The 24,213-nt window shown below is 68.8% G+C and carries 25 protein-coding genes; 15 read left to right on the top strand and 10 right to left on the bottom strand.

The window, feature by feature from the left end:
- Nucleotides 1-131 precede the first annotated feature (131 nt).
- From AC1RAD_RS18695 to AC1RAD_RS18680, 4 genes are all read left to right on the top strand, one after another.
- Nucleotides 132-512: a response regulator transcription factor gene (locus AC1RAD_RS18695; protein WP_487848285.1), complete on the top strand. Its 381-nt coding sequence runs from the start codon at nt 132-134 to the stop codon at nt 510-512.
- Between the two features lie 122 nt (nt 513-634).
- Entirely contained in the window at nt 635-1,561 is a 927-nt protein-coding gene (locus tag AC1RAD_RS18690) for an SDR family NAD(P)-dependent oxidoreductase (protein ID WP_492736525.1), read from the top strand.
- A gap of 104 nt (nt 1,562-1,665) precedes the next feature.
- On the top strand, nt 1,666-2,082 hold the full coding sequence (locus AC1RAD_RS18685) for a nuclear transport factor 2 family protein (protein WP_492736523.1): 417 nt from the start codon (nt 1,666-1,668) through the stop codon (nt 2,080-2,082).
- A complete protein-coding gene (locus AC1RAD_RS18680) occupies nt 2,072-2,536 on the top strand; it encodes a MerR family transcriptional regulator (RefSeq protein WP_070062566.1) in 465 nt (154 codons plus the stop codon). Before AC1RAD_RS18685 ends, AC1RAD_RS18680 begins: the two co-directional genes overlap by 11 nt.
- A 3-nt stretch (nt 2,537-2,539) precedes the next feature.
- Here the strand turns inward: AC1RAD_RS18680 and AC1RAD_RS18675 are convergent, their stop codons facing one another.
- From AC1RAD_RS18675 to bamE, 3 genes are all read right to left on the bottom strand, one after another.
- Nucleotides 2,540-2,902 (bottom strand): HPF/RaiA family ribosome-associated protein, encoded by a 363-nt coding sequence (locus AC1RAD_RS18675; protein WP_062476985.1) that lies wholly within the window; start codon nt 2,900-2,902, stop codon nt 2,540-2,542.
- 106 nt (nt 2,903-3,008) lie between these two features.
- A complete protein-coding gene (locus AC1RAD_RS18670) occupies nt 3,009-3,437 on the bottom strand; it encodes a CBS domain-containing protein (protein WP_062476982.1) in 429 nt (142 codons plus the stop codon).
- 161 nt (nt 3,438-3,598) lie between these two features.
- Nucleotides 3,599-4,201, bottom strand: coding sequence for an outer membrane protein assembly factor BamE domain-containing protein (gene bamE, locus AC1RAD_RS18665; protein ID WP_492736521.1), 603 nt, complete (start codon nt 4,199-4,201; stop codon nt 3,599-3,601).
- 216 nt (nt 4,202-4,417) lie between these two features.
- Between bamE and ylqF the strand changes: the two genes are divergently transcribed.
- The 7 genes from ylqF (at nt 4,418) to AC1RAD_RS18630 (ending at nt 12,110) form a co-directional block, all read left to right on the top strand.
- Complete coding sequence (gene ylqF, locus AC1RAD_RS18660; protein WP_492736519.1) at nt 4,418-5,395, top strand: ribosome biogenesis GTPase YlqF; 978 nt, start codon at nt 4,418-4,420, stop codon at nt 5,393-5,395.
- Between the two features lie 54 nt (nt 5,396-5,449).
- The gene (locus AC1RAD_RS18655) at nt 5,450-5,914 is read left to right on the top strand and encodes a Fur family transcriptional regulator (protein WP_492736517.1); all 465 of its coding nucleotides are present in this window, start codon (nt 5,450-5,452) and stop codon (nt 5,912-5,914) included.
- Between the two features lie 104 nt (nt 5,915-6,018).
- A complete protein-coding gene (gene ykgO, locus AC1RAD_RS18650) occupies nt 6,019-6,168 on the top strand; it encodes a type B 50S ribosomal protein L36 (protein ID WP_013542562.1) in 150 nt (49 codons plus the stop codon).
- Nucleotides 6,169-6,285: 117 nt separating this feature from the next.
- A complete protein-coding gene (locus tag AC1RAD_RS18645; protein WP_062476970.1) occupies nt 6,286-6,990 on the top strand; it encodes an ABC transporter ATP-binding protein in 705 nt (234 codons plus the stop codon).
- A 4-nt stretch (nt 6,991-6,994) separates the two neighbouring features.
- Nucleotides 6,995-8,395 carry an ABC transporter permease subunit gene (locus AC1RAD_RS18640; protein WP_492736515.1) on the top strand — a complete coding sequence of 467 codons (1,401 nt, stop codon included), beginning with the start codon at nt 6,995-6,997 and terminating at the stop codon, nt 8,393-8,395.
- A 15-nt stretch (nt 8,396-8,410) separates the two neighbouring features.
- Nucleotides 8,411-9,889 (top strand): ABC transporter permease subunit, encoded by a 1,479-nt coding sequence (locus AC1RAD_RS18635; protein ID WP_492736513.1) that lies wholly within the window; start codon nt 8,411-8,413, stop codon nt 9,887-9,889.
- A gap of 31 nt (nt 9,890-9,920) precedes the next feature.
- Entirely contained in the window at nt 9,921-12,110 is a 2,190-nt protein-coding gene (locus AC1RAD_RS18630; RefSeq protein WP_492736511.1) for a TonB-dependent receptor, read from the top strand.
- Between the two features lie 281 nt (nt 12,111-12,391).
- Here the strand turns inward: AC1RAD_RS18630 and AC1RAD_RS18625 are convergent, their stop codons facing one another.
- Nucleotides 12,392-14,023: a DUF4139 domain-containing protein gene (locus tag AC1RAD_RS18625; protein ID WP_492736509.1), complete on the bottom strand. Its 1,632-nt coding sequence runs from the start codon at nt 14,021-14,023 to the stop codon at nt 12,392-12,394.
- A gap of 238 nt (nt 14,024-14,261) precedes the next feature.
- On the opposite strand from AC1RAD_RS18625, the gene AC1RAD_RS18620 reads away from it, so the two are divergent.
- Complete coding sequence (locus AC1RAD_RS18620; RefSeq protein WP_492736507.1) at nt 14,262-14,708, top strand: PaaI family thioesterase; 447 nt, start codon at nt 14,262-14,264, stop codon at nt 14,706-14,708.
- On the opposite strand, the gene AC1RAD_RS18615 is transcribed toward AC1RAD_RS18620, so the two are convergent.
- Nucleotides 14,626-15,891 carry an acyltransferase family protein gene (locus AC1RAD_RS18615; protein ID WP_492736505.1) on the bottom strand — a complete coding sequence of 422 codons (1,266 nt, stop codon included), beginning with the start codon at nt 15,889-15,891 and terminating at the stop codon, nt 14,626-14,628. The genes AC1RAD_RS18620 and AC1RAD_RS18615 overlap by 83 nt on opposite strands.
- Before the next feature lie 146 nt (nt 15,892-16,037).
- Here AC1RAD_RS18615 and AC1RAD_RS18610 point away from each other — a divergent pair, with 146 nt between their 5' ends.
- From AC1RAD_RS18610 to AC1RAD_RS18600, 3 genes are all read left to right on the top strand, one after another.
- A complete protein-coding gene (locus AC1RAD_RS18610; RefSeq protein ID WP_492736503.1) occupies nt 16,038-16,973 on the top strand; it encodes a LytTR family DNA-binding domain-containing protein in 936 nt (311 codons plus the stop codon).
- Nucleotides 16,974-17,146: 173 nt separating this feature from the next.
- The gene (locus tag AC1RAD_RS18605) at nt 17,147-18,349 is read left to right on the top strand and encodes an ammonium transporter (RefSeq protein ID WP_062476947.1); all 1,203 of its coding nucleotides are present in this window, start codon (nt 17,147-17,149) and stop codon (nt 18,347-18,349) included.
- Between the two features lie 115 nt (nt 18,350-18,464).
- Complete coding sequence (locus AC1RAD_RS18600; protein WP_095948925.1) at nt 18,465-19,400, top strand: M14 family metallopeptidase; 936 nt, start codon at nt 18,465-18,467, stop codon at nt 19,398-19,400.
- A 17-nt stretch (nt 19,401-19,417) separates the two neighbouring features.
- Here AC1RAD_RS18600 and AC1RAD_RS18595 read toward each other — a convergent pair whose 3' ends face one another.
- The 5 genes from AC1RAD_RS18595 to AC1RAD_RS18575 form a co-directional block, all read right to left on the bottom strand.
- On the bottom strand, nt 19,418-19,747 hold the full coding sequence (locus tag AC1RAD_RS18595; protein ID WP_083259292.1) for a hypothetical protein: 330 nt from the start codon (nt 19,745-19,747) through the stop codon (nt 19,418-19,420).
- 22 nt (nt 19,748-19,769) lie between these two features.
- A complete protein-coding gene (locus AC1RAD_RS18590; protein WP_492736501.1) occupies nt 19,770-20,669 on the bottom strand; it encodes a peptidoglycan DD-metalloendopeptidase family protein in 900 nt (299 codons plus the stop codon).
- A gap of 43 nt (nt 20,670-20,712) precedes the next feature.
- The gene (locus AC1RAD_RS18585; RefSeq protein ID WP_492736499.1) at nt 20,713-21,273 is read right to left on the bottom strand and encodes a pseudouridine synthase; all 561 of its coding nucleotides are present in this window, start codon (nt 21,271-21,273) and stop codon (nt 20,713-20,715) included.
- The gene (locus tag AC1RAD_RS18580; protein WP_095948921.1) at nt 21,270-22,235 is read right to left on the bottom strand and encodes a GSU2403 family nucleotidyltransferase fold protein; all 966 of its coding nucleotides are present in this window, start codon (nt 22,233-22,235) and stop codon (nt 21,270-21,272) included. The genes AC1RAD_RS18585 and AC1RAD_RS18580 overlap by 4 nt, the downstream gene beginning before the upstream one ends.
- 138 nt (nt 22,236-22,373) lie before the next feature.
- Nucleotides 22,374-24,191 carry a glutamine--tRNA ligase/YqeY domain fusion protein gene (locus tag AC1RAD_RS18575; protein WP_492736497.1) on the bottom strand — a complete coding sequence of 606 codons (1,818 nt, stop codon included), beginning with the start codon at nt 24,189-24,191 and terminating at the stop codon, nt 22,374-22,376.
- Nucleotides 24,192-24,213: the final 22 nt, after the last annotated feature.

Raw genomic sequence — 24,213 nt, 5'->3', positions numbered from 1 at the left:
GGCCGGCGCATGCCGACAGCGCCGCTGGCCGATGGCCTACAGCCATTGACCTGTCCGGCTCACCGTGGCGCGGCGGCCAGCCCCGAAGATGGCGTCATGCGCTGCCCAGTTCCGGACCCGAGACACCCACCATGACGCTCCATGCCTACTTGGTCGAGGACAGTCCGGTGATCCGCGAGAACCTGGTCGACTTTCTCGAGGACGTGATCGATGCGCACGTGATCGCCTCGGCCAGCACCGCCGACGAAGCGCTCGAATGGCTGCGCGACCACAAGAGCGACTGGGACCTGGCCATCGTCGACCTGTTCCTGCAGCGCGGCAATGGCCTGGCCGTGCTGAACGCCTGCCGCCAGCGCTCCCCGCACCAGAAGGTGGTGGTGCTCAGCAACTACGCCACCGCCGACATGCGCCTGCGCTCGCAGCAGCTGGGCGCCGATGCCTTCTTCGACAAATCGGCCGAACTCGACCAGCTGGTGGCGTACTGCGCCACCGTCCAGCCGTCGCATGGGTGACTCCCGCCGGGGGCGCCCGGCGGCGAACGGGGCGGGGAACTGAGGTAAAACGTTGGGTTGTTGTCAATTGGCAACCCTCACCAACACCGACCCACACCGTTCAGACAGCGAGCAGAGACCTCATGAGCAACAGCACCTCCATCGACTTCCAGGGCCGCGTGGCCATCGTGACCGGCGCGGGCGGCGGCCTGGGCCGCCAGCATGCGCTGGCCTTGGCGGCGCGCGGCGCCAAGGTGGTGGTCAACGACCTGGGCGGCGCGCGCGACGGCTCGGGCGGCTCGGTCAGCGCCGCGCAGGCGGTGGTCGACGAGATCAAGGCGGCCGGCGGCGAAGCCATTGCCAACGGCGCCTCGGTGACCGACTTCGAGGCCGTGCAGGCCATGGTCAAGCAGGCGGTCGACGCCTGGGGCCGCGTCGACATCCTGGTGAACAACGCCGGCATCCTGCGCGACAAGAGCTTCGCCAAGATGGAACTGGACGATTTCAAGCTGGTGGTCGACGTGCACCTGATGGGCGCCGTGAACTGCACCAAGGCCGTCTGGGCGCTCATGAACGAGCAGAAGTACGGCCGCATCGTGATGACTACCTCGTCGTCGGGCCTGTACGGCAACTTCGGCCAGAGCAACTACGGCGCCGCCAAGCTGGCGCTGGTGGGCCTCATGCAGACGCTGAGCATCGAAGGCGCCAAGAACGACATCCGCGTGAACTGCCTGGCGCCCACCGCCGCCACGCGCATGACGGAAGACCTGTTCCCCAAGGACATGCTCGAGGCCTTCCGCCCCGAGGCCGTGGTGCCCGCGATGCTGGTGCTGGCCGCGCAGGACGCGCCCAACCGCACCATCCTCTGCGCCGGCGCCGGCACCTTCGAGGCCGCCCACATCACGCTGACGCAGGGCGCCTGGCTGGGCATTGCCGCCGACATGCCCGAGCAGCTGGCCGCGCGCCTGTCGGAAGTGACCGCGCGTGAAGGCGAGGCCGTGCCGCAAAGCGGTGCAGCCCAGGGCGCGAACGAAGTCGCCAAGGGCCAGGCGAACGCCGGCCGGGGCTGACGCGCCGTTCTTCGGTGCATGGCGCTTGACTTCGAGCGCACTCGAGCATTTCCAATGAATTCACCGGATGTCCGGTGTCTTCATTCATCCAAGGAAATCACGCCATGCACACGATCGACAACAAGGCCCTGGTCCAGCGCATCCACGCGGAGCTGGACAGGGGCAACGGCCAGGCCTTCATCGACAGCCTGGCCGACGACGCCAGCTGGACGCTGGAAGGCAGCACGCCCTGGTCGCGCACCTACCAGGGCAAGCAGGCGATCCGCGAGGAGCTGATCAAGCCGCTGTTCGGGCAGTTCGCCGGGCCCTATGTGAGCAAGACCGAATGCATCATTGCGGAAGGCGACCGCGTGGTGGTGCTGTTCAGCGGCGACGTGCCCACCAAGGCCGGCAAGCGCTACAACAACCGCTACTGCTACGTCTACCGACTCGAAGGAGGCCAGGTGAAAACATTGACCGAGTACTTCGACACCGCGCTGGTCGAGCGGGCGCTCGACGCGCCGACCGGCCATGCCGGCTGAACCCGCCGCCACCACCACGCCGTCGTTCCACATCGGCGAACTGGCCGCGCGCACCGGTCGCACCGTGCACGCCATCCGCTGGTACGAATCGCAGGGCCTCGTGCCCGGCGTGGCGCGCGACGCGGGCGGGCGGCGCGTGTACGGCGAGCTGCACGTGGGCTGGCTCGACCTGATGGACCGGCTGCGCCGCACCGGCATGTCGATTGCCGAGATGCGCGACTACACGGCGCTCGCATTGCAGGGCAAGGCCACGCTGCGCCAGCGGCGCGACCTGCTCGAGGCGCACCGCGCGCGCGTGCACCAGACCATTGCCGACTGGCAGCAGGCGCTGTCGCTGGTCGATCGCAAGATCGATTTCTACGACGCCTGGATGGCCGACGGGCGGCGCCCGCCGCTCATTCCGGTGGAAACGCCGCAGCGCCTGCCGGCGCCGAAGCGCAAGCCGGCGCGCTGAGCGCTATTCGGCGACGAAGCCCTCGCCGTCGCGGCGGATCGAGTCGCGGGCGCGGTGGTTGTTGAGGCGGCCCAGCGTGTTGTCGAGCAGGCGCTTGAGCTTGTCGGCCGCGCCGCGGAAGGCCTCGTCGAGGCTGGTGGCATGCTGTGTCACCGCGAGCGGCTGGTGGTGCGCCAGGCGTGCTTCCATCACGCAGCACTTGTCGCCGCCGCCGGCCTTGTCGTGGTTCTCGTCGCTCAGGTGCACCTCGACGCGCGTCACGTCTTCGACGAAACGGCTCAGGTGCTGCTTGATCTCGGTGTCTGCCCAGCGCTCCAGCGTGTCCTTGTTGGTGATGCCATTGCTCGTGTTGACCTGGATCTGCATTGCGTATGTCCCTGCTGGATGGTGAACGAGCCTTCACTGTGCACCCGAAAGAGTGCCCCTGTGCGTAGGTGTGTTGCCCCTCTTTTCCGGGGGTATGGCAGCGCGCTCAGCTCTGGATGTAACTAGTCAGCTGGGTGATGGTCTGCTCGTGCTCGGCAATGATGTCGTCCATCAGGTCTTGAATCGAGATCATGCCGACCACCTTGTCGCCGTCGACCACGGGCAGGTGGCGGAACTTGCGCTGGCTCATGAGCGCCATGCAGGCGCGGGTGCGGGTCTGCGGGGTGACGGTCATCACGTCGGGCGTCATGATCTCGGCGACCTTCATCTCTTTCGAGTTCTTGCCCTGCAGCGCCACCTTGCGGGTGTAGTCGCGCTCGGACAAAAAGCCCACGAGCTTTTCGCCGTCCATCACCATGAGCGCGCCCACTTCGAAATGCGCCAGCGTGGCCAGCGCGTCGAACACGCTGGTGTCGGGCGAGGTGCGCCAGGCGGCGGAATCGTGGCGCTTGAGCAGTTCGGAGACGGGTTTCATCGCAGGCACTCCATTCAGGGGTTTCGATCCGGCCGACGCACGTGGCGGCGCCGTGCTTCGGACAAATCATAGGGGCGGAATCGCCCTGTGCGATGCAAAACCCTCCGGGGTGTTGCGCGTGTCATGCCGCGCACACGAACCCCGGTGTCCCCAATGGGTGCTCAGGGGGCTGTGGCGAGCACGCGGCTCAGCGCCACGGCATTGCCCGCGACGTCCTTCACGAGGCCCTGCGCATCGAAGTTCACCTGGAACTCCGACCAGCTGTCGCGCCAGTAGCGCCACACCGGCGCGTCCAGGCTCGGGTTCTCGCTGGCCACCGGGTAGCCCAGTGCCATCAGCACCTGTTCGCGCGTCATGCCGGGCATCACCTTGCCCGCGAGGATGGCGGCGCCCACCGCGGGCGGAAAGCCTGCGATCTTGCGCTTGGGGTCTTCGGTGACCACGTAGCGCTTGGCGAAGTCGATCAGCGTGATGTTGCGGCTGTAGTCGTTCTTGATGCGCTGGGGCTTGCCCGCGAGATCGAGGTTGAAGAAGCGGAAGTCGTAGGCCGTGATGCGCGCCGGCGTGCCCACGGGGACGATGCTCGTGCCCTGTTCGTCGTAGTTGATGTCGCTGATCGAGTCGCCATACGTGCGCATGTTGCAGCACAGGAAGCCGTCGGTCAGCGGGCCGGGCGGCGGCGACGGGCGCTGGGCATGCGCCACGGTGGCGGACAGGATGGTGGTGGCCGCGAGCAGGGCGGCGGCGGCAAGGCGCTGGACCATGAAAAGGATCTCCCTCGGTGTGACTTTTTGAAACGGCTGCGGGCGCAGCGCGCGGATTCTAGGGGTGATCCTGCGGCCAACAAGCCAGTGAATACGCCAGTTGGTGCTATCAAAAGCGCAGCATCGAGGAATCGGTCCGTTTCCCGGTTCACAATGCGCACCCGGCCTGCGAGGCCGGTCCCCTTCCAGACAGCGCGAAAGAAAGAGCATCCATCGATGGCGATCCAGTGGTTCCCCGGTCACATGTATTCGACCCAGAAGGCCATCACCGAACGGGTGAAGGACATCGACGTGGTGATCGAACTGCTCGACGCGCGCCTGCCCGGCTCCAGCGCCAACCCGATGCTGGCCGAGCTCACGGCCGGGCGGCCCACGCTGAAGGTGCTCAACAAGCAGGACCTGGCCGACCCCGCGCGCACCGAGGCCTGGCTGGCCCACTACAACGCGCTGCCCGACACCCGCGCCATTGCGCTCGACGCCAGCCTGACCATGCCCGCGCAGCGCATCGTGCGCGCCTGCCACGAGCTGTCGCCCAACCGCGGCGGCATGGCCAAGCCGATGCGCGTGCTGATCTGCGGCATTCCCAACGTGGGCAAATCGACCCTCATCAACACGCTCACCGGCGGGCGCAAGGCCAAGACCGGCGACGAGGCCGGCATCACCAAGCTCGAGCAGCGCATCACGCTGGCCGACGACTTCTACCTGTGGGACACGCCCGGCATGCTGTGGCCGCGCATCATCGTGCCCAAGAGCGGCTACAACCTCGCGGCCAGCGGCGCGGTGGGGCGCAATGCGTTCGATGAAGAAGAAGTGGCGCTGGAGCTGCTCGACTACCTCAAGGCGAACTACGCCGAGGGCATCGTCGCGCGCTTCAAGCTCGTCGAGCTCGATGCCGCCACCCTGGGCGGCATGAAGGACGAAGACGTTCTCGACACCATCGGCCGCAAGCGCGGCGCGCTGCTGGGCAAGGGCAAGGTCAACCTGCAGAAGGCCGCCGAGATCGTGATGCACGAGTTCCGCGCCGGCAACCTGGGGCGCGTCACGCTCGAGACGCCCGAGGAGTTCGCGCAGTGGCTGGCCGCCGGCCAGCGCGCCGACGCCGAGCGCGCGGCGAAGAAGGCGGCGCGCGGCAAGAAGGGCAAGGCCAAGCCCGAGGCGCCCGACGCAGACGGCGGCCCAACGGCCGACGCGTGAAGGTCTTGCGCGCGGCTCGCTGAAGGCCGCGCGGGCCGCCCCTATCATCGAGACATGCAACGTCTCACGCGCCAGCGCAACGCCGTTTTCTCCGCCTTCAGCGACGCCGGCCGCGTGCTGACCGCCCCCGAAATCCTCGAACACGCACGGGCCATCGTGCCCGAGATCAGCCTGTCGACGGTGTACCGCCAGGTCTCGCTGCTGCTGGCCGACGGCGAGATCGCCAAGGTCGAGCTGCCGGGCGAGCCGGCGCGTTATGAAGTGGCCTGCAAGGCCGACCCGCACGACCACCATTCGCACGGCGCCAGCGAAGGTGGCGATGCAGGGAACCACCACCATCACTACTTCCATTGCTCGCAGTGCGGCCAGGTGTTCCTGCTGCACGCGTGCCCGGGGCCGATGCACGACCTCGCACCCAAGGGCTTCCAGGTGACGCACCACGAGGTCACGCTGCATGGCCTGTGCGCGGCCTGCGTCGACGCCGGCGCGAAAGCGCCGAAGGCGCACCCGCCGCACTGACGACGGCGGGGCCCCGGATGCCGGGGAAAGGTCAACAAAGTTATTGAGAATGAATTCGCAATAACGTATATTTGCGTGTCCGAACGAACTCCCCGGCCACGTCCATGCAAGTCCTGTCCTCGCTCAAGGAAGCCAAGAAGCGTCACCGCGATTGCCAGGTGGTGACGCGGCGCGGCCGCACCTACGTCATCTGCAAGTCCAACCCGCGCTTCAAGGCGCGGCAAGGCGGCGCAAAGAACAAGAACAAGCGCTGACGCGCGGCGGCACCGCTGCCGCCTTCATTCCCCCTCGATGACCGCATCGGCGTGCCCACGCCGGGGGCGTGCCTGCGCGCGTCTTTCCTTTCTTTCTTCCATCGGAACCCCTCCGCCATGCTCCGAGCCTCCGGCCTCACCAAACGCTACGGCGCGCACACCGCGCTCGATCGCCTCGACCTCGACATCCGCGGCGGCGACATCTACTGCCTGCTGGGCGCCAACGGCGCGGGCAAGACGACCACCATCAACCTGTTCCTGAACTTCATCGCGCCGACCGACGGCACGGTGCAGATCAACGGCACCGACGTCACGCGCCACCCGGTCGCGACCAAGCAGGACGTGGCGTACATCCCCGAGCAGGTCACGCTGTACGGCACGCTCTCGGGCCTGGAGAACCTGCGCTTCTTCGCCGGCCTCGCACTGGGCCACGAACTGCCGCGCGAACGCCTGCTTGCGCTGATGACCGAGGTGGGGCTCGACCACGCCGCCGCCGACAAGCGCGTCAGCATGTATTCGAAGGGCATGCGCCAGAAGGTGTGGATCGCGGTGGCGCTGGCCAAAGAGGCCAAGGCGCTGCTGCTCGACGAGCCCACCTCGGGGCTCGACCCGCACGCCGCCGCCGAGTTCTCCGACCTGCTGCGCCGCGCGGCCGACCGCGGCGTGGCGGTGCTCACGACCACGCACGACCTGTTCCATGCGCAGCAGACCGCCACGCGCGTCGGGATCATGAAGCGCGGGCGGCTGGTCGAAAGCCTCGACGGCGCGCAGATCGGCCAGACCGACCTGCAGTCCCTCTACCTGCAACACATGAGGGCCTGACCCGATGACGATGCGCTGGATCGCCCGACGCGAATTCACCGAACGCCTGCGCGATGGCCGCCTGTACTGGGCGGGCGGGCTCGTGGCCGTGCTGCTCTTCACCGCGCTCGCCGTCGGCTGGGCGCACCAGCGCGGCGCGCATGCCGAGCAGGTCGTCGCGCAGGCCATGGACTACCGCGACTGGCTGCACCAGGACAAGCGCCATCCGCACGACGCCGCGCACCAGGGCATGCATGCCTTCAAGCCCGAGCCGCCGCTGTCGATGGTCGACGCGGGCATCAACCCCTACATCGGCAGCACCGTGTGGCTGCAGGCGCACCGCCAGAGCGAGGTCAAGTTCAACGCCGCACAGGACGCCACCGGCCTGCAGCGCTTCGGCAACCTCTCGGTCGGATGGATCCTGCAGGTGCTCGGCCCGCTGCTGGTGATCGTGCTGGGCTTCAACGCCTTCGCGGGCGAGCGCGAGCAGGGCATCCTGCGCCAGACGCTGAGCCTGGGCGTGGCGCCGCTGCGCCTGCTGGCCGGCAAGGCGCTCGCGCTGTCGGCGTTGCTCGCGGTGCTGCTGGTGCCGGCGGCACTGGTCGCGGCTGTCGCCGTGGCGGTGGGCGCGGAGCCGGGCGGGCGCGTCGATGCGCTGCTGCGGCTGGGCGCGTGGTCGCTGGGCTACGCGGTCTACCTCGGCATCTTCGTGTGCCTGGTGCTGGGCGTGTCGGCGCTGTCGTCCACCTCGCGCATGGCGATCACCGTGCTGCTCGCGCTGTGGATCGGGCAGGCCGTGATGGCGCCGCGCGTGCTGTCCGAACTCTCGCGCACGTGGTTCCCGAGCCCGACGCGGCTCGAATTCAACAAAGCGCTGGGCGCGGAACTCAAGGCCGTGTCGAACCAGGTCTGGCAGCAGAACTTCGGCACCACCGAGCGCTGGGGGCGCGACGTGCCGCTGAGCAAGTGGGGCATTGCGCTGCGCCTGGACGACCAGGCCTCGTACCCCGTGTACGACCGCCACTACGGCCGCCTGTGGGACACCTGGGAACAGCAGCAAAGGGTGCAGGAGTGGAGCGGCCTGCTGCTGCCGCTGCTCGCGGTGCGCAGCTTCTCGATGGGCATGGCGGGCACCGACTTCTCGCACCACCGCCGCTTCACCACGGCGGCCGAACTGCACCGCCGCAATATCCAGGACCTGATGAGCAAGGACCTCGTGGCGCATGCCGATCCGCTCGGCGACCGCCACTTCTCCTACCAGGCCACGCCCGAGCTCTGGGCCACCGTGCCGCCCTTCGACTACCACCCGCCGGGAGCAGGGTGGGCGCTGCGCCACCAGGCGCGCAGCTTCCTCGTGCTGTGCGCCGGCCTGCTGCTCGCGGCGGCGTTCGCGGCCTTCGCCACCTTGCGCCAGCGCGCGCTCTGAGAGGGGATGCCACCCATGTCGTCCATCCATCCTCCCCAAGGCCGCCGCCTGCTGGCCGTGATGCGCCAGGAAGTCCGTTTGATGCTTGCCGAGCGCGGCCTCTGGGTCGTCGGCGCATTGTTCCTTTTGCTCGTGGCCTATGCGTTGGGCAATGGCCTGCTGCAGACCGCCCAGCGCGACCGCGCGCAGGCGGCCGTGGCGCAGGCCGACCGCGACACCCGCACCGCGCAACGCACGCTGCTCGAAGCCATCCTGGCCGGCACCGCGCAGCCCACGCCCTTCGAGAACCCGGCTGACCCTTCGCGCATGGCCAGCAGCTACGGCGGCCAGCACGTGCTGCTGCCGACCGCGCCGCTGGGCCCGGTCGCGCTGGGGCAGAGCGACCTGTTCCCGAGCCAGTACCAGGTCACGAACCAGAGCCGCGTGGTGTTCATGAACCCGAGCGACATCGAGAGCCCGTGGCATTTGCTGAGCGGGCATTTCGACCTGGCCTTCGTCATCGTCTACCTGCTGCCGCTGCTCATCTTCGCGCTCAGCTACAACCTGTTGTCGGCCGAACGCGAGAACGGCACCTTGCGCCTGCTGCTGTCGCAACCGCTGCGGCTGCGCACGCTGCTCGCGGGCAAGCTCACGGTGCGCGCGGCGGTGCTGCTGGGGCCGGCCGTGCTGCTGCCGGTGGCGGTGCTGTGGATCGCACGCCATGCGGGCCTCACGGCGGGCGGGGCGGGCAGCGCCACGCTCTGGTGGGCCTTGCTGGTCGGCGCCTACGCGCTGTTCTGGTTTGCGCTGGTGGTGGCGGTGAATGCCTTCGGCGCCTCGTCGGCGACGAATGCGATGGTGCTCGTCATCGCCTGGGTGCTGCTGGTGCTCGTGGCGCCGGTGCTGCTCAACCTGGCCGTCACGCAGGCCGCGCCCGCACCGTCGCGCACCGAGCTGGCCACGCGCCAGCGCGTGGTCACGGCCGAGGCGATGAAGCGCTACCAGGACCTGCTGGGCACCGAGTACCAGCACGTGGGGCAGGGCGCTATCCTCGTGCCGCGCGACGGCAAGATCGAGATCGCCGGCCGCTCGCTGGCCAACTACCGCATCCAGCGCGAGGTCGACGAAGCGATCCGCCCCGCGCTCGCGCGCTTCGACGCGCAGCAGGCGACACAGCAGGCGCTGGTGGGCCGCTTCGGCGCCGTGTCGCCGGCGGCCGTGGCCTACGAAGGCATGACCGCGCTGGCCGGCAACGGCGCACGCCGCCACGCGCGCTTCGATGCGCAGACCGTGGCGCACCACGAAGCCTGGAAGGCCTTCTTCTTCCCGCGCATCGACGCGCGCGATGCGCTCGTGCCGGCCGACTTCGACCGCATGCCCACCTTCGCCTGGCACGAGGAGCCCGCCGACCTCGTGCGCGGGCAGGCCGCGCTCGCTGTGCTGCAACTGCTGGTGCCGAGCCTGCTGCTGTTTGGCCTCGCGGCCTGGCGGCTGCGGCGCTTCTCGGTGGCCTGACGCTTTCTTCATTTCTTCCACGCACCGCTCCATGACCCCGTTCACCCGCACCACCGTCGCGCTGGCCGCCTTCACTGCCTTGCAAGTCGCCTCTGCACAAGACAGCCGCAACAACGCCGAACTCGGCACCGTCACCATCGAAGGCAGCCGCGACGCGAACAGCCTGCACCTCGACGACACGAGCGGCACGGCCTCGCGTCTGGGCCTGTCGGTGCGCGAGACGCCGGCCTCGGTCGAGATCCTGTCGCAGGACGCGATCCAGCAGCGCGGCGCGCGCACCTTCAGCGAAGCATTGCGCGGCATGGCGGGCCTCTCGGGCGGCGGCCCGCCCTCGTCGCCGACCACGCTGTCGCTGCGCGGCTTCACCAGCCTCATGTACCTGTACGACGGCGTGCGCAGCTCGGGCGCGGGCGTCACCAACCGCGTGCAGGACACCTGGAACTACGAGCGCATCGAAGTGCTCAAGGGCCCGGCCTCGGTGCTCGACGGCGAGGGCGCCATCGGCGGCATCGTCAACTTCGTGACCAAGCGGCCCGACCGCAGCAACCCGCACAAGGAAGCGCTGCTCTCGTACGGCAGCTACGGCTCCACGCGCGCGGCCTTCGGCTTCGGCGGTGCGCTGGGCGAGGCCAGCGCCTACCGGCTCGACTACAGCCGCAACGACACGAAGGTGGGCACCATCGATCGCAACGGCGAGCGCATCGACCACTTCACGAGCGGCCTGCTGGTGGACCTGGGCGGCTCGGTGAAGCTGGACCTGTCGTTCGACTACCTGCGCGACGACAACGACGCCTACTGGGGCACACCGCTCGTGCCGCGCAGCTTCGCCACGCAGCCGACGAATGTCGTCAGCACGCCCGACGGCCGCGTGATCGACCGCCGCATGGCGCGCACCAACTACAACGTGCGCGACGACGAGAACTCTTCAGAAACCTATTGGTTGCGCGCGCGCCTTACGGGACAACTCGACGGCGGCTGGTCGTGGCGCAACGAGTTCTCGGCCAACCAGTCCAAGCGCATGTTCCGCAACTCCGAAAGCGCCACCTTCGTGCCGCCGGCCAGCATCGCGCGCGACCAGACGCTCATCACGCACGACCAGGACTTCTGGCTCGACCGCTTCGACGCCACGCACAAGGGAAAGATCGCCGGGCTGGACAACCGCTTCGTCGTCGGCGGTGAATACAGCGAGACGCGCTTCGGCAGCCAGCGCCGCTTCTCGAACAGCAGCCCCGCCACCGCCGCGCAACTGCGCGTGCCCGTGTTCGACCCGTACACCGGCTACTTCGACGACAACCCCGCGCTGACCACCGGCGCGGGCAACCGCGCCGACACCTTCTCGCGCGTGAAGGTCGCTTCGGTCTTCGTGGAAGACGCGCTCAAGCCGATGCGCGACCTCACGCTGGTCGGCGGCCTGCGCCACGACCGCACCGAGGTCGACCGCCGCATCTGGGACCTGAACGCGGGCAGCGTCACGCGCTTCGGCGCGAGCTACCGCGCCACCTCCGGGCGCCTCGGCGCGGTGTACGACCTGTCGCCGCAGTCGAGCCTGTATGCGCAGTACACCAACGCCACGCTGCCGGTGGGTTCGCTGTTCCTGCTGTCGGCGTCGAACGCTGCGTTCCCGATGTCGCGCGGCAAGCAGGCCGAGGTGGGCGTCAAGCAGAGCCTGCCCGCGGCCAACCTCGAGTGGACCGCGGCGCTGTACAAGATCGAGCTCGACAACGTGCTCTCGCGCGACCCGAACAACGCCGCCACCACCGTGAACAACGGCCGCCAGTCGTCGCGCGGCCTCGAGCTGTCGGCCGTGTGGAAGCCCACACGCGAATGGACGCTGGCGGGCAACCTCGCGGCGCTCGATGCGCGCTTCGACACGCTGGTCGAGGCCGGCAACGTCTCGCGCGTGGGCAAGACCCCGCCGAACGTGCCCGAGCGCATGGCCAACATCTTCGCCACCTACCGGCCCGACGGCTCGAAGTTCGAATACTTCGCGTCGCTGAATCACACGGGGCCGATGTACACCGACAACGCCAACCAGATCCGCATCAACGGCTTCACGACGGTCGATGCGGCCGTGAGCTACCGCCTGAAGAATGCGCTGCTGAGTTTCCGTGTGCGCAATCTGACGGACCGGCTCTACGCGACCTGGACCGGCCGCGCCGCGAGCCAGGTGCTGCTGGCGCCGCGGCGGACCTTCGAGGTGTCGGCGAAGTTTGATTTTTGAAGGGCCGAGTGTTCGGGGCGGCGCTCCCGCCGACGGGGAGCCTTGCTCCGCGAATGTCCCCCGGGGCTTCGCCCCTCCTCCTTGATTTCGCTGCGCAAGGCACCCCATCGACGTGAGCGCGGTCAGAGCACTTGTTGATCAGCCGCACACCACCGCTGCGTCCCGTGCGCAGGACGCTGGGTGCTTCCCGCAGCGAAATCAAGGAGGAGGCCGCAGGCCGGGGGACATTCGCGGAGGGAAGTACCCGGTGGCCTGTGCACACGCCCTGAACAAACCCAGCCTCAGCGCATCTGCAACCGCGCGTCCTTCGGATACCCGATCGTGTAGTCCGCCGACACGCGCGCCGTCTGCCCCGCGTCCAGGTCGAAGCGCCACATCGCCAGCCCCGGCTGCTTGTTCCACGCCTGCTCGGCCGGCTGCGGTGCAAAGCGCGTGGTCACGCGCACCTGCTCGTCGACCGACACCGGCGCGGCCTCCAGCACCTGCACCGCGATCGGCGTGCGGTGGCGGTTCTCGACCACGTAGGCGCGCTGCACCTGGCGCTCGGCGCGCGAGCCGACAAAACCGCCCGAGCCCTGGTTGTCGCGCTCGGGCTCGACCTGCACGCGCACCAGTTCGTCGCGGCCGAACGAGAGCGTGAGCTTCGCGTCGCTCGGCGCGTTCCAGCGGCCCTGGCCGACGAAGTTGCCGTCGCGGTACAGCTGCATCGGACCGGCCGGCCACACGCCCGCGGGCTGCGCCATCTCGGCGACCAGGAAGGCGCTCGGGTCCACGCGCGGGCTGGTGCGCGCGGCGAGCTGCGCGGTGTCCTCATGCTGGCCCAGCGCCAGGGTCACGCGCTGGCCGTTGGAGGGCACATCGATGCTTTGCGGCACGGCAAATTCGGTGGCGAAGCTGTTGTCGAACACGCTCACGTCGAACAGCGGCTCGCGCACGCGCTCCATGGCCATCTTGCGGTCGGCGGCAATGGCGGCCGGGGCGGCGGCGGGCATCGGCGCGGCCATGTACGCCAAGTCGGCATTCGCGCGCGGCGGCGGCTCGATGCCGATGCGCCATGCGCTCGGCGTGCGCCCCGTGGTCTCGCGGCGTGGCTGGCCGGTGGACAGCACCAGCTTCACCCCGCGCCAGTCCTCGCCCGTGGCCTGCGCCACCAGCGCCTGGCGCTCGATGCGCACCTTGCGGGTCGTGGTGTCGAGCAGCGCGCGGTAGCTCGGCGTCCAGCCCGGGCCGTTGACCTGGTAGCTGAGCTTCACGTCGGCGTCGGCACTGGCGGCGAGCGTGAGGGTGACGGCCGTCACCTGCGCGCCCTGGCCCTGCGTGCGGCCGCGCTCGGCCAGCAGTGGCTTGAGTTGGCGGTCGAGGTCGGTCTGCTGGCGCTGGATCTGGTGCTGCTTGAGCAGCGCGTCCTGGCCCGAGCGGCGCATCGCGTCGGTCACGGCTGTGAGGTTGCGCGCGTCGATCGGCGCACGCGCGCCGGGGCCCGACTCGCCGCCCGACAGCCCCTTGAGATAACCCGTGACCATGCCCAGCGCGTCGGTCTCGGCCTGCAGCGCGGCCTTGCGGTCTTCGAGCTCGCGGATGCGGCCGTCGAGCGCGCTGGTGGCGCAGTTCGCCGAGAGCTCGCGCGCCTCGCTGAGCACCGAGGTCTCGCCCACGCGCACGGCCGCGCCAGCCGACACCTGCAGGCTCTGCACGTCGAGCCCCGCCGGCAGGCAGGCGAAGGTGACCGAGCGGCTGCCGGCCGCGACGCGCGCCACACGCTCGACCGTGGCGCTGCCGGGGTAGACCTTGACCTGCGTGATGCGCGAGGCATCGGCCTGCAGCTGTGCATGGGCGCCGGCGCCCGCGGCCAGCCAGAGGGCAGCGACGGCGGTGGCACGCAGGAGGGGGCGGGCGGAGAACGGTGTGTGCATGGAAAGCCTTCCGGAAGAAAGTCGGTGACGAATCTCCGCTTCTACGGACGGGGCGGGCGAACGGGGTTAAGGCGTCGCAAAGTTTTTTTCATGACGCCGGTGTGACGCGGGCGCGTTGCTGTCGCGCAGGCATCTGCCGGCGACGAACCGGTCACCCAAGAGACGGTGCGCGGCGGCTCCGCTTCCTAGAGTGGGTCTCGCCTTCCCTCCATTGATTCACTCTGAAAGGACACCCTCCATGCTCGACACGATCCAGGCCATCAACCGTTCGGCCGCCTTCAACCGCTGGGCCGGCTTCGACGTCACCCAGGCCGCCGACGGGCAGGCCGAACTGCGCATGAAATGGCGCGAGGCAGACATGGGCCAGTACACCGGCTTCCTGCACGCGGGAATGATCGCCGCGCTGCTCGACACCGTGAGCGGCTTCGCGGCCGCCACCGTGGCGGGCCGCGTGCTGGCTTCGCACTTCTCCATCAACTGCATCTCGCCCGCCATCGGCGAGGCCTTCGTGGCACGCGGGCGCGTGGTGAAGGCGGGGCGCAAGCAGGTGTTCGTCGGGGCCGAGCTGTTCGCGCAGCCTGAAGGCCAGGGCGAAGACAAGCTCAAGCTCGTGGCGACGGCGAACGCCATCCTGGTGCCGGTGGACGAGGCGTCGACGACGCCGAAGCCGAAGCAGGCGGCGTAAGCGCCATCGTCTCGGCTTCGGGCTTGCGCTTCAGCCCGAACAGCGGGCGCAGCCAGCCGATGCGGCGGATCAGCCCGTCGGTCAGCAGCCAGCAGCCGGCGATCGTCACGACGACCAGCGCCATCGGCTCCCACACCGGGCCGAGTGCGAGCGGCGCCAGCAGCGCCACGCCCGCGACGATCAGCGTCTGGTGCAGCATGTACCAGGGGTAGACCGACTCGTTGGCCCAGCGCAGCCACGGCCAGGGGCGGTTCAGGTGGCGGTGGCCATGGCCCAGGATGGTGGCGACCGCGAGCCACAGGTAGGCCGTGCGCAGCACGTCCATCAGCAGCCCCTTGGGCGCAACGAGGGCCCCGACGCGCAGCGCGATGAACGCGCCGATCGTCGCCACCGCCAGCAGCAGCGACACGCGGCGCAGCCGTTCGAGTTCGCGCCAGATGCCCGTGTCCACGCCCATCCAGTAGCCGTAGAGGAAGACGGTGAAGTAGATGCTGTGCAGGTGGAAGTCCCACACCAGGTTGTGCGTGGCCGGAAAGTGCCGCGCCAGCAGCACCGTCCAGGCCAGCAGCGGCAGCGCCGGCAGCACCAGCAGCTGCCAGCCGCGCAGCCCGTTGAAGCGCCGCCGCACCCACTGGCCGGCCGCCGAGCGCCACAGCGGCAGCGTCAGCGCGACCAGCGCCGTGTAGAGGAACAGGTAGGGCAGGTACCAGAGGTGGTTCCAGGTGATACCGAACTCCGCCCCCGCGAACGCCCCCTTGGGCCACGGCGCGCCCATCGACAGGTAGCGCAGCAGGAAGGTGCCGAAGCCCGGCGCCACCAACCCGCGCGCCACGCCTTCGGCATAGGCCTGGTAGGGCACGACCACCGCCATGCCGAAGGCCAGCGGCAGCATCAGCCGCAGCCCCCGGCTGCGCAGCAGGCCCCAGGTACCCTGGCCCCGGCTCAGGAAACCGAGCGACACGCCCGAGATCAGGAAGACCAGGTCCATGCGCCACAGGTTCAGCACCCGCATCGGCCACGGCAGCCACTCGGCCGCGTGCGGGCTCTTCAGGTGCCAGGGCCAGTCGGCCACGTAGTACATGCCCACGTGGTAGAGGATGACGAGCAGGAAGGCGAGGGCGCGCAGGGCGTCGATGTCGTGGCGGCGCTGCGGTGCGAGGGCTGAAACGGGATCGGAGGGCATGGCGGGCTCCTGGAACGAAGAAACGGCGGCCATCGTGGCCCCCGCGCCCGTCCCCGGGGCCATCGCCGGGACGGATCGGCTCGGATTTGTGACGAACGGTGGCCCCCAGGGACGAAATCCGGCCCCCGGTTCGCGAGAATCCCCGCATGAGCGAGCCGCACAAGAACCTGTACGAGCGCTACGAACCGATCCGACGGTACGTCGAGGTCGGCTTCTGGATCGTGCTGATGACGGTGCATGCCGCGATCAGCACCGTGGTCGCGCTCATCGACGCCCGCAGCCGCGCCGTGCCGCGCGCGAACTGGGAGGTCGTCACCTGGGAGGTGTCGAGCCACATCGCGCTGCTGGCCCTGGTGCCGGTGCTGGTGGCCGTGGAGCGCCGGCTGTCGCCGCTGGCGCGCGACCACTGGGTGCGCTTTCTTGCGGGGCACCTGGTGGCCAGCGTGCTCCTGAGCCTGGCGCACGTGGCGGCGATGTTCGGGCTGCGCGCCGCGGTGTACGCGGCCGCCGGCGAGCCCTACGACTTCGCCGGCGCCATGGGGCGATGGGGCTACGAGTACCTGAAGGACGTGCGCGTCTACGCCACGATGGTCTTCGGCGTGTGGGCCTACCGGCTCTTCATGCTGCGGCTGCAGGGCGAGGCGCGCGTGCTCGATCCGCCGGAAGAGGGCGTGGCGCCGGTGCCCGAGGCGCTGGCGGAACCGGAGGGTTTCGAACCCTCCGTGCAGGACGTGCCCCCGCCGGCAGCCCCACCGCCGGCCCGCCCCGAACGCTTCCTCGTGCGCAAGCTGCGCCGCGAATTCCTCATCGCCGCCACCGACATCGACTGGCTGCAGGCCGAGGGCAACTACGTCGGCCTGCACGTCAACGGCCACGACTACCTGCTGCGCGCCACGCTCACCGACTTCCTGACCCAGCTCGACCCGGCCACCTTCGTGCGCGTGCACCGCAGCCACGCGGTGAACCTGGGCCGCATCAAGGAGATCGAGCCGCTCGACGGCGGCGACGCCCGGCTGCACATGCACGACGGCACGAGCGTGCCCTGCAGCCGGCGGTATCGCGACGCGCTGCGCGGCGGCTGAGCGCTCCGGCGGCGCGTTCCGATCCGGTGCGTGCCCTGCGAAATCGGCCCATTCCTGGGTCGTTTCGCACCATTCAAGAGCCTGCAGGCACCATTTTTGCTTTCTTGCGCCGGCGCCCCGAGCCGTTCGGGTGCGACGCACCAAATCAAACCAAAAACCTGCAAGAAGCTCTCATGGACGCACTCAAACAGGGCGCTGACGCGCTGTTCATCCTTCTCGGCGCCATCATGGTCCTGGCCATGCATGCCGGCTTTGCCTTCCTGGAATTGGGCACCGTGCGCAAGAAGAACCAGGTCAATGCGCTGGTCAAGATCCTGGTCGACTTCTCGGTCTCGACCATCGTGTACTTCCTGGTGGGCTACGGCGTGGCCTACGGCACCCATTTCTTCGTCAGCGCCACCGAACTGTCGGCAAGAAGCGGCTACGAGCTGGTGAAGTTCTTCTTCCTGCTGACCTTCGCGGCGGCCATCCCGGCCATCATCTCGGGCGGCATCGCCGAGCGGGCCAAGTTCTGGCCGCAATTGATCGCCACCGCGGTGATCGTCGGTTTCGTCTACCCGCTGTACGAGGGCATCGCCTGGAACAAGGCCTTCGGCATCCAGGGCTGGATCGCCTCGGTCACCGGCCACGAGTTTCATGACTTCGCCGGTTCGGTCGTCGTGCACGCCGTGGGCGGCTGGCTCGCGTTGCCGGCCGTGCTGCTGCTGGGCGCGCGCCGCAACCGCTACCGCGGCGACGGCTCGCTCAGCGCACACCCGCCGTCGAACATCCCGTTCCTGGCGCTGGGCGCGTGGGTGCTGTGCGTGGGCTGGTTCGGCTTCAACGTGATGAGCGCGCAGAGCATCGACAAGATCTCGGGCCTCGTCGCCGTCAACTCGCTGATGGCCATGGTCGGCGGCACGCTGGTGGCGCTGGCCATGGGCAAGAACGACCCCGGCTTCGTCTACAACGGCCCGCTCGCCGGCCTCGTGGCCGTGTGCGCCGGCTCCGACCTCATGCACCCGCTGGGCGCGCTCGTGGCGGGCGGCGTGGCCGGCGCCATCTTCGTCTTCATGTTCACGCGCACCCAGAACAAATGGAAGATCGACGACGTGCTCGGCGTGTGGCCGCTGCACGGCCTGTGCGGCACCTGGGGCGGCATCGCGGCCGGTATCTTCGGCACCCAGGCGCTGGGCGGCATCGGCGGCGTGAACCTGTGGGCGCAGCTCATCGGCACCTTGCTCGGCGTGGTCTGGGCGCTGATCGGCGGTGCGGTGGTGTACGGCGTGCTCAAGGCGACCATGGGGCTGCGGCTGTCGCAGGAAGAGGAATACGACGGGGCGGACCTGTCGATCCACCACATTTCGGCGACGCCGGAGCGGGAAGTGAACTGGTGAGGGCGATGCGGCTCAGGACATGAGCCGCATCGGGGGATTTGCGGCGCACGGCACGAATTTGCCAGCTGTAGCAAACTTGCCGGCGGCCTCCGATCCCACCTGTTCACCACCCCCAATGACCCAATCTCCCCCCGCCCTCGAAGTCCTCCCCCGCGATCTTTCCGCCTACCGCGAGGGCAACGTCGGCATCGACTACGTGCACCGCTTCGAGTCCGGCAAGCCCGGCCCGCACGTGCTGATCAACGCGCTGACGCACGGCAACGAGATCTGCGGCATGACCGCTGCCACGCACCTGCTCGACACCGGCGTGCGCCCGAAGATCGGCACGCTCACCGTCAGCTTTGCCAACGTGGCGGCCTACGAGTCCTTCAACGAGGCGCTGCCTTTCGACAGCCGCCAGCTGGTGCACAACCTCAACCGCGTGTGGTCGCCCGAATGGCTCGACGGCAGCGAGGACAGCCCCGAGCTGCGCCGCGCCCGCGAGTTGCGCCCGGTGGTGAGCGCGGCCGACCACATCCTCGACATCCATTCCACGAGCCAGCCCGTGATCCCGTTCTGGGTGTACCCGGCCTTCGACCGCAACGCCGAGGCCGCCATGGCCATCGGCCGCCCGTCGGTGCACCTGGTGATGCCCGACGGCCTGGGCTCGGGCACGCCGCTGATCCAGCACGGCCAGCATGGCCGGGCCGACGGCAAGGGCGTGGCGCTGGTGGCCGAGTGCGGCCAGCATTTCCTGCGCTCGGCCTCCGAGCTGGCCACCGCCATCTCGCTCGACTTCCTGGCGCACTTCGGCCTCATCGACAAGGACCCGGCCGTGCCCGCGCCCGGCGAGCAGCGTCGCTTCGAGCTGCTGCAGACGCACGTGATCAAGTCGGAAGACTTCGCCTTCGTGCGCCCGCTGATCGGCTTCGAGACCTTCGCCAAGGGCGAGCTGATCGCCACCAACGGCCCGGACGAAATCCGCGCGCCGTGCGACGACTGCACGATCTTCATGCCCGCGCAGCGAACGATCGTGGGGCGCGAGGCGGTGTACCTGACCAGGCCGCTCTGAGGCCGGCGTTCTTCAGTTCAGCAGATCAGCAGGTGCCGCGGTTTGTCCGCGGTGCTGTAGTCGGCATGCCAGTAGTGCGGGTCGTCGCAGAGGCTGAAAGCGGCCTGCTTGCCGGCGTGCCGGGCCGTGAAGTGCCTTTGGAGCGTGACGTGCACCGAGCCCTCGTCGGGCCAGTCGATGCCGACATCGACGACGCGGTTGCCCGCGGCGACCTCGGCGGCGACGATCCGCTGCAGGGCGGGGTGCAAGAGGGTGTTGAGGCGGGCGAGGGCTTCGCGGCGTTCGGTGGGGGCGAACGAGGAGGCGAGGCAGGCTTCGGTGAAGAGGGTCGGCGCTTTGTCACGCATGACGGCGTTCCGGCTGGGTGCCTCAACCCGCAACGAACAACGCCGGGTCCACCATCGTCCGGTTCAGCATCACCCCCCAATGCAGGTGCGGCCCGGTCACCCGCCCCGTCGCGCCCACGGCGGCCAGCGGCTCGCCGGCCTTGAGCACGTCGCCCACGTTCACGTCCCAGCGGCTCAGGTGGCAGTACATCGTCAGCAGGCCGCCGCCGTGGTCGACCCAGACGGTGCCGCCGTTGAAGAAGTAGTCGCCGGTGTCGATCACCTTGCCGGCCAGCGGCGCGCGCACGGGCGTGCCGGTGCCGGCTGCGATGTCCATGCCGCTGTGCGGATTGCGCGATTGGCCGTTGAACACGCGGCGCAGGCCGAACGAGCTGGAGCGGCGGCCCGGCACAGGCACGCGCATCTGCAGCGCGGCGTCGGGGCGCAGGTCGGAGAGCGTGGCCATCACGCCGGTCAGGTGATCGCGCTCCTTGGTGTAGCGAGCCTCGTCCTCGGGCGATAGGTCGACCGTGCGCGGCGCCACTGTCAGGCGTTGTTCGCGGTACTGCTTCGGGGCGATGGTGTAGGCGATCTGGCGCTCGGGCTTGTTGCCCTCGGCGCGCACGCTGATGCTGGCTTCGCCGGGTGGGGTGGCCAGCGGAATACCGACCAGCGCGGTCCATTCGATCGGATCGCCGAGCACCAGCACCGGCACATCACCGGCGAAAGCCTTGGGGCGCGTGGCCGCGGGGCCGAGCGACAGGCGGGCAACGCCGCCCGGCACCAGCAAGGCGCGCGGCCAGACATCAGGCGCCTGCGGCTTGTTGTTTTTCTTGGCCGGGGCCGCGGCACCGGCAGGCAGCGCCAGCAGGCCGAGGGCGCCGAGCACGGCGCTGCGGCGGTTCAATGCGGCAGCAGGGAGATCGGAGAAAGGAAGGTTCATGTGCATGGACAGGATTCGAATGAGGCGTTGAGGGTGCGGCGGTTCAGCCGCCGCTCTGTTCCAACCAGGTTCCGGGCGCGAGCCCGTCGAGCGTGTAAGGCCCGATGGCGGCGCGGATGAGGCGCAGCGTCGGCAGCCCGACGGCCGCCGTCATGCGCCGCACCTGGCGGTTGCGGCCTTCGCTGATCGCCAGCTCCAGCCACGCGGTGGGAATGAGCTTGCGCTCGCGGATGGGGGGCTCGCGGTGCCACACCTCGGGCGGCGGATCGAGCCGGCGCGCCCGTGCGGGGCGCGTGGGGCCGTCGTTGAGTTGCACGCCGTTGCGCAGCGCCGCCAGCGCCTCGTCGGTCGGCACGCCCTCGACCTGCACCCAGTAGGTCTTCTCCATCTTGAAGCGCGGATCGGCGATGCGCGCCTGGAGCTTGCCGTCGTCGGTGAGCAGCAGGAGGCCCTCGCTGTCGGCATCGAGGCGGCCGGCGACGTAGACACCGGGCAGGTCGATGAAGTCCTTCAGCCCGCGCCAGCGGCCCTCGGGCGTGAACTGGCTGAGGACGCCGTAGGGTTTGTTGAAGCGGATGAGGCGGGAGCTGGTCGGCAGATTCATGGGCGGGTGGCATCGCGTGGCGCATCGGCCAGCTGCGGCAGATAGTCTCGCACCAGTTCTTCCACGGTGTCCGCTTGCAAGCTGTCGCGTCCAGACTTGAGTGGATCGCGATCGGGTCGCTGGGCCAACCACCGCTTGAAGCGCACGAAGGCGAGTGGATGCACGGTGTTCATGCGCGCCATGTGCCCGGTGGTGCCGACCACGACGGCCGAGAAGCGCGGGGCGCTCACCAACTGTTCGGCGTTGTGGGCTTGCACGGCCCAGAAGTCGTCTTCATCGTCGCTGAGCTGTGCCGGGTGGGGGTCATGCTCTTGTGCTTCGCGACGCAGGATGTCGACCTCGAAGCCTTTGCTGTTGACCGCCGTGTAGCGCTGATCGGCGATCAAGGCGAAGGTCTTGTCGACCTTGCGCAGCAAGGCCAGCATGGACGAATCGAGCCGCTTGAGCTGCGTTGCCAGGCGAAAACGCTTGCGCGTGTCCCAGAGCAGGTCGACATCGCGCGTGGCCACGGCGGCACTCTGCAGGCGCACGCCCGCTGCTGCTTCGTAGGCGTAGAGCGCGTGCGTGCCCACCACGGTGAAGTGCTCCGCGATGTCCGCGCGCTGGAGCATGTCGAGGATGTCGATGACGATGGTCGGCACGCGGCCGACGAACAGCGCCCGGTTCATGCGCTGATGGCGGGCGAGTGCCTCGCCGAGATCCTTGACGCGTCCTTCGGCTTCTTCCTTTCTTTGGACGAAGCCTGCGTGGATGGCCTCGGTTTCAGGGCTCCGTGCCCCGAGGCTTTTTTGTGCGTTGCGGGTGCTGGTGCGCACGAGGTATTCGACGCCGTTCACCGTCTTCCAGTACATGCCACCGCGCACGCCCGCGGCTTGCACTTCCGCCGCTTCGAGGGCCTCGAACGTGGCTCTGGCATCGATGTACTGGCGCCGGGCGTCGTCGCCGATGTCCTGGAAGTTCATGATTTTCCGTATAAAAACCAAGAGTCTTAATTTATGTGGAAAATTATTTCAAATCAATAACTTATGTCAACTGATGAGGCATGAAAAAAGCCGGAGCCACAACGGCCCCGGCTTTGCGGGAGAACGCGACCAGTGGGCTTACTTGGCCCAGCTGTCCCGCATCCCCGCCGCGCGGTTGAACACCACCTGTCCGCCGGCAGCGCCGCCCTTCGTGTCGCGCACGAAGTAGCCATGCCGTTCGAACTGGATGCCCACGCCGGGCTCGGCCTTCGCCAGCGACGGCTCGACGAACGCCGTGCACACCTCGAGGCTGTGCTTGTTCAGTTCGTCCAGCAGCTCGCCGCTGCCCGGGTTGGCTTCGGCGAACAGGCGCTCGTACAACCGCACCTCGGCCTGCACGGCATCCGCCGCGGCGACCCAGGTGATGTTGCCCTTGACCTTGATCGCGTCCGCGCCGGGCGTGCCGCTCTTGGTGTCGGGCACCAGCGTGGCCTGCACTTCGAGGAGCTTGCCGTCGGCGTCGCGCGTGGCGCCGGTGCATTCGATGACGTGGCCGTACTTCAGGCGCACCTTGTTGCCGGGGAACAGGCGGAAGAAGCCCTTGGGCTGCACGTCTTCGTAGTCGGTGCGCTCGATCCAGACCTCGCGGCCGAGCTTGAATTCGCGCTTGCCCATCTCGGGGTGGTGCGGGTGCACGGGGGCGGAGCAGTCGTCGAGCGCGTCGTTGCTGCCCATCAGCTCCCCCCAGTTGGTGATGACGAGCTTCACCGGGTCGAGCACGGCCATGGCGCGCGGCGCGATGGGGTCGAGGGTGTCGCGCAGCGCGGCCTCGAGGCTGGCGTACTCGATCCAGCCGCCGGACTTGGTGGTGCCGCTGCGTTCGCAGAACAGCTGCAGCGCGGCGGGCGTGTAGCCGCGGCGGCGCAGGCCGGCGATGGTGGGCATGCGGGGGTCGTCCCAGCCGTCGACGTGCTTCTCTTCGACCAGTTGGCGCAGCTTGCGCTTGCTGGTCATCACGTGGGTGACGTTCAGGCGGGCGAACTCGTACTGGCGCGGGTGCGGGCTGGCGACGAGGCCGCCTTCGGCCAGGCGGTCGAGCAGCCAGTCGTAGAAGGGGCGCTGGTCTTCGAATTCGAGCGTGCAGATGGAGTGGGTGATCTGCTCCAGCGCGTCTTCGATCGGGTGCGCGTAGGTGTACATCGGGTAGATGCACCACTTGTCGCCCGTGTTGTGGTGGGTGGCCCGGCGGATGCGGTACAGCGCGGGGTCGCGCATGTTGATGTTGGGGCTCGCCATGTCGATCTTGGCGCGCAGGATGGCGGCGCCATCGGCGAGCTTGCCATCGCGCATCTCGCGAAAGCGCGCCAGGTTTTCGTCGGGTGTGCGGGCGCGAAAGCGGCTGTCGGTGCCGGGCGTGTTGAAGTCGCCGCGGTTGGCGCGCATTTCATCGGGCGTCTGCTCGTCGACATACGCCAGGCCGGCGCCGATCAGGTACTCGGCGGCTTCGTACATGAAGTCGAAGTAGTTGCTGGCGAAGTACTCGTGTTCCTGAAGCGTGCCGGGCGCGCTGGGGCGGTCGGCCAGGTAGGTTTCGTAGCCCAGCCACTTCACGGCGTCGCGGATGGAATCGACGTACTCCTGCTCTTCCTTCTCGGGGTTGGTGTCGTCGAAGCGCAGGTGGCACACGCCGCCGTATTCCTTGGCCAGCTCGAAATTCAGCCAGATGCTCTTGGCGTGGCCGATGTGCAGGTAGCCGTTGGGCTCGGGCGGAAAGCGCATGCGCACCTTGGCGGGGTCGGGCATGCCCTGGGCGTGGTGGGCGGCGTCGCCCGGGGAACCGCCCCAGGTGCGGCCTGCGTAGGCACCCTGTGCGAGGTCGTTCTCGATCACGTGGCGCAGGAAATTGCTCGGTGCAGCGGTCGTTTTGGTGCCGCTTTTGTCGGTCGGGGAGGTCATCGCGTCATTCTAGAGGGGGGCC

This window comes from Variovorax sp. GW823-FHT04B03 (assembly GCF_058796495.1).
Note: the sequence above shows the minus strand (reverse complement) of the source record. Positions and strands in the feature narration are given on the sequence as shown.